The organism is Staphylococcus sp. GDY8P198P (assembly GCF_017891615.1).
Classification (GTDB): Bacteria; Bacillota; Bacilli; order Staphylococcales; family Staphylococcaceae; genus Staphylococcus; species Staphylococcus cohnii.
Window position 1 is genome coordinate 89,727 of record NZ_JAESJQ010000019.1, and the last position, 12,876, is coordinate 102,602.

Genomic DNA, 12,876 nt, shown 5'->3' on the forward strand with positions numbered 1-12,876 from the left:
TATCATTTCACTTTGTGTTAAAATTAGCACAAATCATATGCTACTAAACCGCTGGTAAAAATATCATCACACTTAAGGTTGGTAATCACGTTCAAACATCGTATTGATGATAAATACAATAGTTACATAAATAATATACATCTATGCACATATATGCATTACTAATTCAACTTTATATTATACATGTCAAAACACATTTTTTCACATTATAAGAAACGCTTGTTAAACCTTTTAATATAACTTAAAGCTTAACAAGCGTTTCTTTATTAAATATTTATTTTTTATTCTTCAGCGCCTGCCAAAGATTTTACATTAATATGATCGTGACTTGCATTCCAAATCGCTTGTCCCTTCACAAAATAAAATGCTTGTGGCGATTCATGTTTAACATTTGTTTTTTCTTCTATATAATCTGATAAAGCTCTCTCTTGTTGTACGATTAAATAATAACCATCCATATCTCTTTCATATAAAAATTTGTTGAATTGATCAATAGCATTTGCTGAAATTGGACATGTTTCACTATGCTTCAGCACAAATACATATTTATTTTCTTCTAAAACTTGCTCAAACTGGTCAATCGAACTCAGCTTTATAGCCATTCTATTCACCTCTAAAAATATTTAACACACCACATTGTCTCTAAAAGTGTGAAATTCCAATGATATTCACATATCATTGTTTCCAATTATACACAATTCCCTTTTTATTGTTAACAGTTTATTACAAATCTCATAACTTACCCGATTAATTTATTATTGATATTTTTCTTTTAATTCGGCATAGCGTTTATTAAAATCCTTATCATAATGTTTTAAATCTTCACTTTCTTTAGGTAATTTATTGATGTCTATTTTAGCGATTGCTTCACCAATTTCAATTGTTTCTTCTCTTGTTTCATAATAATTTTGTAAGCTATAGTACATCTCAATCGTGTTTTTACGCGCATCATTCACATAGCCATCTGTTATTTCTGCCTTGTTCAAGTCTTTAATTTGTTTTTTTATTAATGGCATAATTTGAGTTTCAATGACTTGCTTCTCTGATTTAGCATTTGTAGAATTGGATTCTTTTTCCGCTGTATTTTTTAAATCTTTGTTATTTTGTTCCAATTTCTCTTTAAAGCCTTTAACACTTTCACCAGCATTATTAGCTTTTTTCATGTTTTCTTCTACTTCTGATCTATTCTTTTCAAAAAGTTTTGTATAATCTAAAATATCTTCATTCGCTTTAACTGCTTGATTGTATAAATCTACAAATGTTTTAACTTCCTCGATGGCAGCTTTTTTCTTTTTGACAGATGCTAAATATTTTGATTTTAATTCCTTGGTTTCCTCAGAATTTGCTGGCAGATGTTTGGTAGATTTCTCATATGCTTCAAGTTTAGGTGTTAACTTGCTATTCAAGTTATTTTGCAATTGATTGAATTCTTTTTTGTTTTTATCAGTCATATCTGTTTTACTTAAATCATTAATGTTTTCTAAATCAATAGAATCCATTACTTTATTAAATTCCTTTTCTTTTTGCTTTACGTCAGTTAATGTACTATCGAAATCTTTAAATTCGTTGGCACCTTCATGTCCGCAAGCGACAAGTACTACAGCAAAACAAACTAATAAAACAAAGCACATTAATTTTTTCATTTCTGCACTCCTTATCATTACGTATTATACAGAAACTTATTTAACTTGAAAATAATATATGATATATTATTCCAGAATTTACAGTTTAACAATTTATTTTGATCATTTAAAGGAGTGATTTAATTCAATGCATTCGGATGTTCAACCTTTTATCAATGAAGATATACAACAAACTTTTATTAAACAATATCAGATGCTACGTCATAAATTATTGACACTCTTAAATACTCCTGTAAAAACAACACATCATATTGGAGGAACGAGTCACTTCAACTACCCTACTGAACCTATTTTAGATGTTTTAGTTGGCGTCAATGATTTACATGATATAACTGCTTTAGATGAAAAAAGATTAAATTATGAAGGGTTTTATAGACTTCACCATCCATATCACAAAAAAGTAGTAATGGCTCAATTTAATAATCTCATTGATTTAAAACAAATTGCTCGATTACATATTGTTCAAATAGATTCACAACTTTATAATGATTATCTGAAGACAAATCATTACTTAACAATAAACTCATCTTCAACAACCAACTTTGGAAAGCAAAAGTATAATTTAGCGACAGACGCAGTACTAATTCGTGAATATGAAAATCAAAAACAATTACTTTTCAAACAACTACTCCGAAAAATTAATAAAGATTTATCGAACACACACAACTAATCTTTAATCACTAAAATAATAAATTAACTTAATCGTTTTCAATAAAACGATATACTATTTAGCAAACATGTTAAATCATTGGTATAATATATAAATGAATTCAACAGGAAAGGATGTTCTATAATTGCATAAAGATGACATCTTAAAAGAATTAGAAGCAATAGTTCCAAAAGATATTATAAAAGTTGACGAACCGCTAAAGCGCTATACATACACTGAGACTGGAGGTCAAGCCGATTATTATTTATCTCCAACCCAAAATGAGCATGTCCAAGCTATCGTCCATTTTGCCTACACAAATGATATACCCGTCACATATCTAGGTAATGGTTCAAACATCATCATCCGTGAAGGTGGCATCAGAGGAATCGTTATCAGTTTACTTCAGTTAAATTATATTGATGTTTCTGATGATGCAATCATCTCAGGAAGCGGTGCTGCAATTATTGATGTGTCACGTACTGCACGTGATAATGCGCTTACTGGATTAGAATTTGCCTGTGGTATCCCAGGTTCAATTGGTGGCGCTGTATTTATGAATGCAGGTGCTTATGGTGGTGAAGTCAAAGATTGTATTGATTATGCACTATGTGTTAATGAAAAGGGAGATCTAATCACACTGACAAACAAAGAACTGGAGTTAGATTATCGTAATAGTATCGTCCAAAAAGAACACTTAGTTGTATTAGAAGCTGCATTTACATTAGCGCCTGGCAATTTACAAGATATCCAAGAGAAAATGGATGATTTGACTGATAGAAGAGAAACGAAACAACCTTTAGAATACCCATCTTGTGGTAGCGTCTTCCAAAGACCACCAGGACATTTTGCTGGTAAATTAATACAAGATTCAAACCTACAAGGCTATCGTATAGGTGGCGTAGAAGTATCTAAGAAACATGCAGGTTTTATGGTAAACGTTGATAAAGGTACTGCAACTGACTACGAAGATTTAATCCATCACGTGCAAAAAACGGTTAAAGCAAAATTTGATGTTGAACTTCATCCAGAAGTTAGAATAATTGGTGAACATCCTATTGAACGTTAGGAGTGTTATAAGATGCCGAAAGTATACGGTGCAACTGTAGATAATGAAACACGTTGTACACACTACCACACACCATTAGATGTAATAGCAATTAAATTCAAATGCTGTAATAAATACTATCCATGTTATAAATGTCATAATGAGGACACCTCTCATTCAATACAAAGATGGGATGCTGATGAATTTAATACAAAAGCTATTTTATGTGGTGTATGCAGACACGAAATGACAATCAATGAATATATGCTGATTGAAGCGTGTCCAAACTGTGATGCACATTTTAATAATCGTTGTAAATATCATTACAGCACTTACTTTTCTATATAATTAACGCTAAACAAAAAGAGCGACGCAGAAATTTATTTTCTAATCAAGTTTCTACGTCGCTCTTTTATCTATTTAAACCATTGTAAAAATAAACATAAACATGACATACACAAGTTCATTCAAACACTATCTTCCTATTGTGCGTTTATTTTGTCCTTTACAAATTGTACAAACGCTTCTGTATCACCTTTTTGTATATTTTTCATCGGCATAGGCCCAATATTAAACGTGAAATGAATGCGACCGTCTTCGTATGTAATTTTCTCTACTTCATCATAACCAATACTTCTATAATAGAATTCTCCATTCATATCTACATTTAAAATAATACGTTCATTTGTAGCAATAAATGCACCTTCAAATTCTGTAGAACCTTGTACAGAATACTCTATCGTACCTAGTACACTAGGACCTTTCTTTTCTGTTGGAAATAAATCATTTGGGTTTACATTATCTAAAATCATTTTTATGTCACCTTCTTTTACTATTTTTATTCATTATACAAGTTTTTAAATCAATTTATTACTTAAGTGCTCAATTCCATTCTAGTATTGAGCCAACCAAAAAACAATTGAGATTAGCACAGTTACATTTTATATCATCTTGTAAGCAGAACGCATCATCCATATCAAAAAAGCAGTGAATTCACGATTAAAGTGATTTTCACTGCTTTGAGTATGCATTATTAAGACAATCCCCACTCATGTCTATTATTATTTTTTATCTATTGCTTTTTCGACTTCTTCAATTTGTTTAATCGCAGTTGTTGTCGAACCACTTGAGAAGTACCAAAGTTTTGGATCTAATTCATATACTTTATCATGCTTAATCGCATCAACATCTTTGATGACATCATTACTCAATGCTTTTTTAGCAGTAGATTTACCTGCTACAGCTTGACCTCGGTCCATCGCAAAAATAATGCTAGGATTTTTTTCTGCAACATATTCATTTGTAACATTTTGGCCATGATTACTTTCTTTAATTTCTTTATCTGCTGGTGTAAAGCCCATTGTATTAAAAATCATAGAACCGAAACGTTCTCCAGGACCAAATGTTGATAATTCACCTTCATTTACTAACAAATATAACGCTTTTTGGTCTTTTAAATCTTTTGTTTTTTCTTTCATACTTGCTATTTTATCTTCTAATTTTTTATTAAGAGACTTAACTTTGTCTTCTTTTTGATAAATTTTACCTATTTTTTCAGCATTTGCTTTAAGCGACTTAACTTCATCTTTATTATCTACACCTATGTAAACAACTTTAGCATCTGGTGCAGCTTTTTTAAATTCATCTAAGTTTTTTTGGTTTGCTGTACGTCCAGATATGAATATCACTTCTGGTTTTGCTTCTGCAACCTTGTCAAAATTAACTTCTTTTAAACTACCAGTATTTAAATACTTATCATTTTTAAATTCACTTAAAAAATCTGGTAATGATTTTGCATCTTCACCTTTAGGAACTGCTTTAACTTTATCTTCAAGTCCTAATTCTTTTAATGTATCTAATGCACCATAATCAAACACAACTGCGTTTTTAGGATTTACTGGAACCTCAACTGTCTCTTTTACAGATTTAGCATCGCTTCCATCACGTTTTTCTCCATTAGCTTTATAATCATTTTCTATCTTAACTGTTTTATTTGATTCATTGCTATCTGATTTTGTATCCGATGACTTTTTATCGTCTGAGCCACCATTACTACATGCTACTAATAAAAACATTAAACCTATTACCATAAACAAAGCAAATTTCTTCATATGTTTAATCCTCCTGGAATACTAAAGTTAATCACCATTTCAATATGCCGTTTAAAATGAGCAACGTTGCAGCTGCATCACTCCCTTCAATATAAATCATTCCATTTTAAACGGATTGTAATATAGATAATTCATAATCTGCTGTTTCTTCATCAAAATATACACAAATGCGTTGTCCGCGAATTTCTTCAATTTTAACGTCCATATCGTACAATGTTTTGAGCGTATTTTCTTGTATAACTTCATCTTTAGTACTGGCTTTGACCATTTCTCCATCTTTCAATGCAATGATGTCATCCGAATAACACGAAGCAAAATTAATATCATGAATCACAACAACAATTGTTTTATTGAGTGATTTTGCGAGTTGACGTAACGTTTTCATGATTTGAACTGAATGTTTCATATCTAAATTATTTAATGGCTCATCCAGCAATATATACTCTGTGTCCTGCGCTATCGTCATAGCTACATATGCACGTTGTCGTTGGCCACCTGATAGTGTTTTTAGGTAACGATGTCTTATTTCTTTAAGATTCAATAACTCAAGTGCATACTCAACTTGCGCCCGATCTGCTTCATTTAAACGGCCTTTTGAATATGGGAATCTTCCAAAATTTACGAGTTGCTCAACAGTAATATTTAACTCAGTATGATTAGCCTGTTTCAAAATTGATAATTTTTTAGACAATTCATTACTCTTAAATTCAGAAATAGCTTTCCCTTCAATCTCAATTGTCCCTTTATCAAAATCGATCAGTCGTGTAATTGCTGAAAGTAAAGTACTCTTACCTGCACCATTTGGTCCTATCATTGAAGTTAAACGCCCTTTACTTATATCTACATTAATGTCATTTAAAATCGTTTTATCTTGAATGGTTTTATTTAATCCTTGAACACGTATCAATTCGCATGTCTCCTTTTAATTAATAGATAGATAAAGTACGTTCCACCTACTAAGTCAATAATGATACTTACTTGCGTCGTCGCTTCAAATAAATTTTCTACTACACCTTGTGCAATAAATAAACTCAACCAACTTAAACAGATTGTTGCGGGTAATATATATTTATGTTCATAGGTTTTCATCAATTCATGCGCTAGATTAACTGTTAACAATCCTAAAAATGTAATCGGACCTACCAATGAAGTAGAGACAGATACTAATATCGCAACAAGTATGAGCAATAATCTTGTAATCATTTTATAGGACAAACCTAAATTAATTGCTTGGTCTTTTCCTAATAAAAGCACATCTAAATATGGTATCGCAATCACTGTAATAATGATTAAAATAATTAATATAATGCCGCACAACATTACCAATTTACTATTGGAAGCATCAAAATTGGCAAACATTGAACTCTGAACTGCTAAAAAATCTTCAGGATTAATAATCAGTTCTAAAAATCCAGTTATACTTCTAAAGAAAGTACCTAATATAACACCAATGAGTAAAATTAAATATATCGACACATCGCCAATTCTAAAGATACCTTGAAATAATAATAATGAAAATACAATCATAACCAACAGCGAAGTAGCAAAACTTAAATATATATTAGTTACAAATGCAGACTGTACGCCAAACACAAATACTAGCAATACTTTCACAAACATATATACAGCATCAAGTCCCATAATTGATGGAGTCAATAAACGATTCGTTGTAATTGCTTGAAAGATGACTACTGAAGCTGCAATTGCTCCACCTACCAATATCATGAGCACAAGCTTTCGAAAACGACTGATAAACTGGTATCTAAAAATTTCAAAATCAATACCGATGAAAAGATATATTAAAGCAGCAATTAAAGTGACAGCAATTAATATCATTAACTTTGATTTAGCACTAATTTGCATAATTGTGTCTTCCTTTCATCAATAAGATCAAGAAAATAATCGTGCCAAAGACACCAATTGTTAAACCAATATTTATTTCATATGGATAGACAATAATCCTACCAATTATGTCAGAAAACATAACAAATACCGCCCCTAACATTGCTGTGTGAGGTAATGCTTGCTTTAAGTGGTCACCTCTGAATATTGACACAATATTCGGAACAATTAGACCTAAAAATGGCAGCGTTCCTACTGTAACAACTACGAGTGCTGTTATAGTTGCAGTTATAAATAAACCAATATTTATTATTTTTTCATAGTTGACGCCTAAGTTATTACTAAAATCTTTCCCCATCCCTGCAATCGTGAAATGATTGGCAAATATATATGTAAGTATCAATAAAGGAATGCTTAAGTATAATATTTCATATCTACCGCTCGTAATGACGGCAAAGTTTCCATTGAGCCAGTTGCCTACACTTTGTACAGTATTGGTTCTTAGAGCAAGAAAAGTTGCTAAGCTAGACACAATACCACCAAGCATAATACCTAAAAGCGGAATAAAAATAACATCAGTGAATCGTATGTATTGAACTAATTTAACAAATAAAAATGTGCCACCAATACTTAATATCACCGCAAATATTAATTTAATAATAATGTTTTCTTGCGGAAAAAATATCATTGATATTAAAATACCTAACTTTGCCCATTCCATAGTCCCTGCTGTCGTTGGGCTCACAAATTTATTTTGCATCATCTGCTGCATAATTAGTCCAGAAAGTGCTAAAGTACTTCCAGATATTAATATACTTATTGTTCTGGGTATCCTACTAGACACGATGATATTTAATTGTTCATGCGTTAAATGAAAAATATCAGTAATTGATACTTTGCTAACGCCTATAAATAAAGAAAGGATAGTTAAAAAGAATAAAATAATAGCTAAGACAACACCATTGAGTAAAAATTTCATAGTGAGTAATTAATCCTTTCATAAACGTCATGTTTTATTGAATGTGATAATCATTATCAATACCTATAAGTTAAATTTTATCATCTTTGCATGTAAATTCAATAGCTATAACAGAGATTATCAAAACAATTCTCTATTTATGTCAAAATTTTCAAAATAAAAACAAAACCTTTTAGTCAAATGTATTCTTTTGAATTTATGTATTTATAAAAATTTTTGACATTTCAGTTGGCTAACTAATGCAAATACTAAATAAATTTAAGCACGTGCTTAAATTAATTGTATTGGCACAAAATGTGTAAAATATTAGTGCAACGAACAAAACTTTAATAAATAAAAAACGTCAATCTCTATATAATTCCAATAGAAATTGACGTTTGTTGGTGCTTAAAATTTACTTATATTTCATACATCTGCTATCAACAACTTTTACATTATGATAGTTAAACAGTTGTAATTTAGTCTTCAAAAATAAAATCTTCATCTTGTAATGCTTCAACATTTAGCGCTAAAGTATAACCATCGCCTTTAACAGAGAAGAAATCATGGTTTTTTGTAGATGTGTCTAATGCATTTTCGATGATTGGATTAAATTCTCTTTCTTCAAAGTACGGGTCAAATCCAAGGTTTGATAGTGCTTTGTTACCATTATATCTTACATAGTTAAGCACATCTTCAGTTAAACCGATATCATCATATAAAGATTGTGTATAAGAAACTTCGTTTTTATATAGTTCATCTAATAATTTATACATTTCTTGGTCTGCTTGCTGTTTTTCACTTTCAGACAATTCATTGCGTAAACTTTGTGCGTCCATACCAGTAAATACACCATGAATAGATTCATCTAATAAAATTTTACGAATAATTTCTCCTGAAGTCGTCATTTTACCTTGTCCAGCTAAATATAAAGGATAATAGAAACCAGAATAGAATAAAAATGTTTCTAGAAAAACACTTGATACACGTGCAATATATTGATCATAAATAGATGCTTCTTTACCCCATAATTTATGATAATTATTTACAATTTTATCCGATTTAAATTTCAAATGTGGTTCTTCTAGGACCCATTTATCTAATAAATAGTTTGTTTCGCTAGATGGTAATAATGTTGTAAAGATGTGAGAATAACTTTTAGCATGAATTTGTTCCATCATCGCCATAAAGGAATATACCGCTTTTTTACGTAAATCTGTTGTATGTAACATAATTAATGGCATACCATCATCTGCTTGGTGTGTATCCAAACCAGTTAAACCTGCCAATGCCTTTTTAAATGCATTTTTTTCTTCATCAGATAATGTTTTCCAACTTGCAATATCTTTTGAAACTTTAAATTCAGTTTCTACCCACATTTGCGAAATATTTTGTCGCCAAAACATATTTGTCATATCTTCTTGAGTATTCCAATTGACTGCTTTCATTTAGATAATTCCCCTATCTAGTAAATATTTGTTTAATTTATAAAACACAGAAAGTGGGACAGAAATCTAAATATATTTTTAGATTTTCTATCCCTTTGCATAAGTGACTATATTTCTATAATGTCGATACACTTTGATTTAAATGACATTCACTTAATGCCTCACCTTTTTGCATTTAAAACATATGCGTTATTTCAAGATTCATATATCTTTTTCATTAATTAAAAAGTTTCGTTTTATATTGCACAGCTTGTACATTCTTCAACACTTAATAATTTATTTCTAGTGTAATATAAAGATTTCAATCCTTTATGATGTGCATAAACATATAATCTAGATAATTCACGTGTTGATATCTCTGAATTTACATAAAGAATTGTAGAAATACCTTGGTCCACATGTGTTTGAATCGTAGCTATTAAATCAATTAATTTCATTTGATCAGTATTAAATGCAGATTTGTAGTACCACATTGTTTCAGGTGATAAGAAAGGCATTGGGTAAAATGTTTCTGCATTACCATAAGTACGACGTTCAATTTGATCAACTATCGGCATAACTGAACTTGTCGCATTTTGTACATAAGAAATACTTTGTGTTGGTGCGATCGCTAAACGATATGCATGGAATAAACCGTGAGTTTCAACTTCTTTTTGTAATGCTTTCCAATCTTCAGGTGTAGGAATTTCTAAGCCTTCAAATAATTTACGTACTTTTTCATATTTTGGTGCAAATGTTTGCGAAGTGTAAAACTCAAAATATTTACCATTGGCATAATCTGACTTATCAAAGTCTTTAAATGTTTCTTGTCTATCTTTTGCAATTTCCATGGATCTTTCAATTGAATAGTAGTTCATCATCATGAAGAATATGTTAGCAAAATCTTTTGCTTCTTCAGATTCATAACCAATTTTATTTTTAGCAAGATAACCATGTAAATTCATAACGCCTAATCCAACTGAATGTAACTCACTATTAGCTTTTCTAACACCTGGGGCATTTTGAATATTTGCTTCATCACTAACCACTGTCAATGCATCCATACCTGTATGCACTGAATCTTTGAATTTTCCTGATTCCATAACATTAACAATATTTAAAGATCCTAAGTTACAAGATATATCGCGCTTGATTTCGTCTTCTGTACCGTAGTCATTAATAATAGACGTTTCTTGTAATTGGAAGATTTCTGTACATAAGTTACTCATTTTAATTTGACCAATATTAGAGTTAGGATGTACTTTATTCGCATTATCTTTAAACATTAGATAAGGATAACCAGATTGTAGTTGTGTTTGAGCAATCATATTTAGCATTTCACGAGCGTCTTTTTTCTTTTTATCAACATTTGGATTGGCTACTAAACTTTCATAGTATTCATCTAAATTAATATCATCTAACGTTACACCATATTCATTATAAACTGTATGTGGTGCAAACATATAAAAGTCTTTACCCTCTTTCGCCAATTCAAAGAATTTTGAAGGTACAATTAATCCAGTAGAAATGGTAGATAAACGTAAATCTTCATCTGCGTTAACTTTCTTTGTATCTAAAAATTCTTCTACATCGTAGTGGAAAATATTTAAGTACACCGCACCAGCACCAGGACGTTGTCCTAATTGGTCTGCATAGCTAAATCCGCCTTCAAGAGATTTAGCAACAGGTAATACGCCTTTTGCTACACCTTTAATGCCTTTAATCGCTTCTCCTCTTGCACGCAATTTAGATAGGTTAATAGCAACACCGCCACCAATTTTACTTAACTGTTTCGCTGTAGAATCTATAAAATTGATTGAATTCAAACTGTCGTCTACTTCTAATAAGAAACATGACACGAGCTCACCACGACGCGCACGTCCTGCATTTAAAAACGTTGGCGTTGCTGGTTGGTAACGTTGTTCAATCATAGCTGAAATAAGTTGTCTAGCTGTCGGTTTATGACCATTTGCTAAATAAAGTGCAACAATCACAACATGTTGCTTATAATCTTCTAAGAATTGTGTTTTATCATTTGTCTTTAGCGCATAATCTTTAAAGAATTTACTAGCTGACATATAACTGGCAAAACGAAAGTCTATACTTTTAGCATAATCTGTAATTTCTTGTAAATCCGCTTCTGAATATTTTTCAAAAACATCAAAATAAAAATCGTTATCTACAAGATAGCGTAAACGTTCAATTTCAGTATCAAAATAGATTGTCTTATCTTGAATCTCTTCTAAATAAACTGCTAGCGCTTCTTGGTCTTTTTCCAAATTAAAGAAACCATTATCTTTTCGTTTTGTAACCTCATTATTTAATTCAATATGATTGTATTTCTTCTCGTCCATAATCTTCATTGAAATTTCCCACCTTATCTTTAAATTCATTTATATCGTCTGCAGTGCCCTGTACTTCAAACTTCAATAATAGTGGAACTTGATATCGTTCCGAAATTGATCGTCCAGCTTTTGCGAAATTTTGTCCCCAGTTACGATTTCCGCTCGCTGCAACAGCTTTTAACAAATCATCATTCACATCTAAAAACGCTTGAACTGGTTGGGGTACCTCACCAAATCCTATTGTTCCAGTGACCAAAACGAATGGCTCCTCTATTCTCTCTGAACAATTATTTTGCGTGATTTCCATAACATTTGTCAGTTCGGTTTTTTTTATAAATCTGCGCACATTGCCGGAAAACGAAAAATATACCACTTTCATTGGATCACCTTCTTTCTAATAGATATACGTAAGTTGGAAAATCAAAAAATGTAAGGCTTTCGAGGTGTTATTATTTGAATGTGTTTTAAATGATTGAAGTAACCACTATATATAGTAACTTGTAAATCTATAAGTAGGTATGTAAAAACTCAACATTTAAGTATTAATGCCTTATTTGTCATTATTCAAAGCCTAAAACTGTGTGATTTTACTTAAAATTTGATTTATTATAAATAAATTGACCACGTATCAAAACACAATATATTGTGTTTTGTCCTGGTCAGAAATACTATATTATGTGTTTCATTATACATAACTCATCGCCTTATTAAAAGTCTTTAATTTATGACAAAACGATGAAAACAGTATGAAAATGGCACCAATTCAACTTTAAAATCAATTTTAAAAATTTAAAAAATATTTTTGTCATTTTTAGAGTCTCAATGCTTGCTTTTTTTAATTTTCTTTTAAGCC

The 12,876-nt window shown here is 30.7% G+C and carries 13 protein-coding genes; 3 read left to right on the forward strand and 10 right to left on the reverse strand.

Annotated features, from left to right (window positions below; genetic code table 11):
* Positions 1-281: 281 nt before the first annotated feature.
* The gene (gene ytxJ / locus KA824_RS11910; RefSeq protein ID WP_019469507.1) at positions 282-602 is read right to left on the reverse strand and encodes a bacillithiol system redox-active protein YtxJ; all 321 of its coding nucleotides are present in this window, start codon (positions 600-602) and stop codon (positions 282-284) included.
* 153 nt (positions 603-755) lie between these two features.
* Positions 756-1,643, reverse strand: coding sequence for an EMYY motif lipoprotein (locus KA824_RS11915; RefSeq protein WP_119517880.1), 888 nt, complete (start codon positions 1,641-1,643; stop codon positions 756-758).
* Positions 1,644-1,770: 127 nt separating this feature from the next.
* Here KA824_RS11915 and KA824_RS11920 point away from each other — a divergent pair, with 127 nt between their 5' ends.
* The 3 genes from KA824_RS11920 to KA824_RS11930 all read left to right on the forward strand — a co-directional run bounded on the left by KA824_RS11920 (position 1,771) and on the right by KA824_RS11930 (position 3,688).
* Complete coding sequence (locus KA824_RS11920; protein WP_107386551.1) at positions 1,771-2,313, forward strand: GrpB family protein; 543 nt, start codon at positions 1,771-1,773, stop codon at positions 2,311-2,313.
* Positions 2,314-2,437: 124 nt separating this feature from the next.
* Complete coding sequence (murB, locus tag KA824_RS11925; protein WP_107385209.1) at positions 2,438-3,361, forward strand: UDP-N-acetylmuramate dehydrogenase; 924 nt, start codon at positions 2,438-2,440, stop codon at positions 3,359-3,361.
* A 12-nt stretch (positions 3,362-3,373) separates the two neighbouring features.
* Complete coding sequence (locus tag KA824_RS11930; RefSeq protein WP_107385210.1) at positions 3,374-3,688, forward strand: CHY zinc finger protein; 315 nt, start codon at positions 3,374-3,376, stop codon at positions 3,686-3,688.
* Between the two features lie 134 nt (positions 3,689-3,822).
* Here KA824_RS11930 and KA824_RS11935 read toward each other — a convergent pair whose 3' ends face one another.
* From KA824_RS11935 to nrdI, 8 genes are all read right to left on the reverse strand, one after another.
* Positions 3,823-4,152, reverse strand: a complete 330-nt coding sequence (locus tag KA824_RS11935; RefSeq protein WP_181187435.1) for a PH domain-containing protein — start codon at positions 4,150-4,152, stop codon at positions 3,823-3,825.
* A 249-nt stretch (positions 4,153-4,401) separates the two neighbouring features.
* Complete coding sequence (locus tag KA824_RS11940; RefSeq protein WP_107385212.1) at positions 4,402-5,451, reverse strand: ferrated catecholamine ABC transporter substrate-binding lipoprotein SstD; 1,050 nt, start codon at positions 5,449-5,451, stop codon at positions 4,402-4,404.
* Positions 5,452-5,557: 106 nt separating this feature from the next.
* Positions 5,558-6,358 carry an iron ABC transporter ATP-binding protein gene (locus tag KA824_RS11945; RefSeq protein ID WP_040030228.1) on the reverse strand — a complete coding sequence of 267 codons (801 nt, stop codon included), beginning with the start codon at positions 6,356-6,358 and terminating at the stop codon, positions 5,558-5,560.
* Complete coding sequence (locus KA824_RS11950) at positions 6,355-7,314, reverse strand: iron chelate uptake ABC transporter family permease subunit (protein WP_107385213.1); 960 nt, start codon at positions 7,312-7,314, stop codon at positions 6,355-6,357. Before KA824_RS11950 ends, KA824_RS11945 begins: the two co-directional genes overlap by 4 nt.
* The gene (locus KA824_RS11955) at positions 7,304-8,272 is read right to left on the reverse strand and encodes an ABC transporter permease (RefSeq protein WP_181187434.1); all 969 of its coding nucleotides are present in this window, start codon (positions 8,270-8,272) and stop codon (positions 7,304-7,306) included. The genes KA824_RS11950 and KA824_RS11955 overlap by 11 nt, the downstream gene beginning before the upstream one ends.
* A gap of 458 nt (positions 8,273-8,730) precedes the next feature.
* Positions 8,731-9,699, reverse strand: coding sequence for a class 1b ribonucleoside-diphosphate reductase subunit beta (gene nrdF, locus KA824_RS11960; RefSeq protein ID WP_019469517.1), 969 nt, complete (start codon positions 9,697-9,699; stop codon positions 8,731-8,733).
* Between the two features lie 236 nt (positions 9,700-9,935).
* Complete coding sequence (nrdE, locus tag KA824_RS11965; RefSeq protein WP_107521312.1) at positions 9,936-12,041, reverse strand: class 1b ribonucleoside-diphosphate reductase subunit alpha; 2,106 nt, start codon at positions 12,039-12,041, stop codon at positions 9,936-9,938.
* Positions 12,004-12,402 (reverse strand): class Ib ribonucleoside-diphosphate reductase assembly flavoprotein NrdI, encoded by a 399-nt coding sequence (nrdI, locus tag KA824_RS11970; RefSeq protein ID WP_107385216.1) that lies wholly within the window; start codon positions 12,400-12,402, stop codon positions 12,004-12,006. The genes nrdE and nrdI overlap by 38 nt, the downstream gene beginning before the upstream one ends.
* Positions 12,403-12,876 lie beyond the last annotated feature (474 nt).

Excerpts from the sequence above, each read along its gene's own strand:
- ytxJ (WP_019469507.1), bottom strand. The coding sequence starts at position 602 with ATGGCTATAAAGCTGAGTTCGATTGACCAGTTTGAGCAAGTTTTAGAA.
- KA824_RS11915 (WP_119517880.1), bottom strand. The coding sequence starts at position 1,643 with ATGAAAAAATTAATGTGCTTTGTTTTATTAGTTTGTTTTGCTGTAGTA.
- KA824_RS11920 (WP_107386551.1), top strand. The coding sequence starts at position 1,771 with ATGCATTCGGATGTTCAACCTTTTATCAATGAAGATATACAACAAACT.
- KA824_RS11930 (WP_107385210.1), top strand. The coding sequence starts at position 3,374 with ATGCCGAAAGTATACGGTGCAACTGTAGATAATGAAACACGTTGTACA.
- KA824_RS11935 (WP_181187435.1), bottom strand. The coding sequence starts at position 4,152 with ATGATTTTAGATAATGTAAACCCAAATGATTTATTTCCAACAGAAAAG.
- KA824_RS11940 (WP_107385212.1), bottom strand. The coding sequence starts at position 5,451 with ATGAAGAAATTTGCTTTGTTTATGGTAATAGGTTTAATGTTTTTATTA.
- KA824_RS11950 (WP_107385213.1), bottom strand. The coding sequence starts at position 7,314 with ATGCAAATTAGTGCTAAATCAAAGTTAATGATATTAATTGCTGTCACT.
- KA824_RS11955 (WP_181187434.1), bottom strand. The coding sequence starts at position 8,272 with ATGAAATTTTTACTCAATGGTGTTGTCTTAGCTATTATTTTATTCTTT.
- nrdF (WP_019469517.1), bottom strand. The coding sequence starts at position 9,699 with ATGAAAGCAGTCAATTGGAATACTCAAGAAGATATGACAAATATGTTT.
- nrdE (WP_107521312.1), bottom strand. The coding sequence starts at position 12,041 with ATGAAGATTATGGACGAGAAGAAATACAATCATATTGAATTAAATAAT.
- nrdI (WP_107385216.1), bottom strand. The coding sequence starts at position 12,402 with ATGAAAGTGGTATATTTTTCGTTTTCCGGCAATGTGCGCAGATTTATA.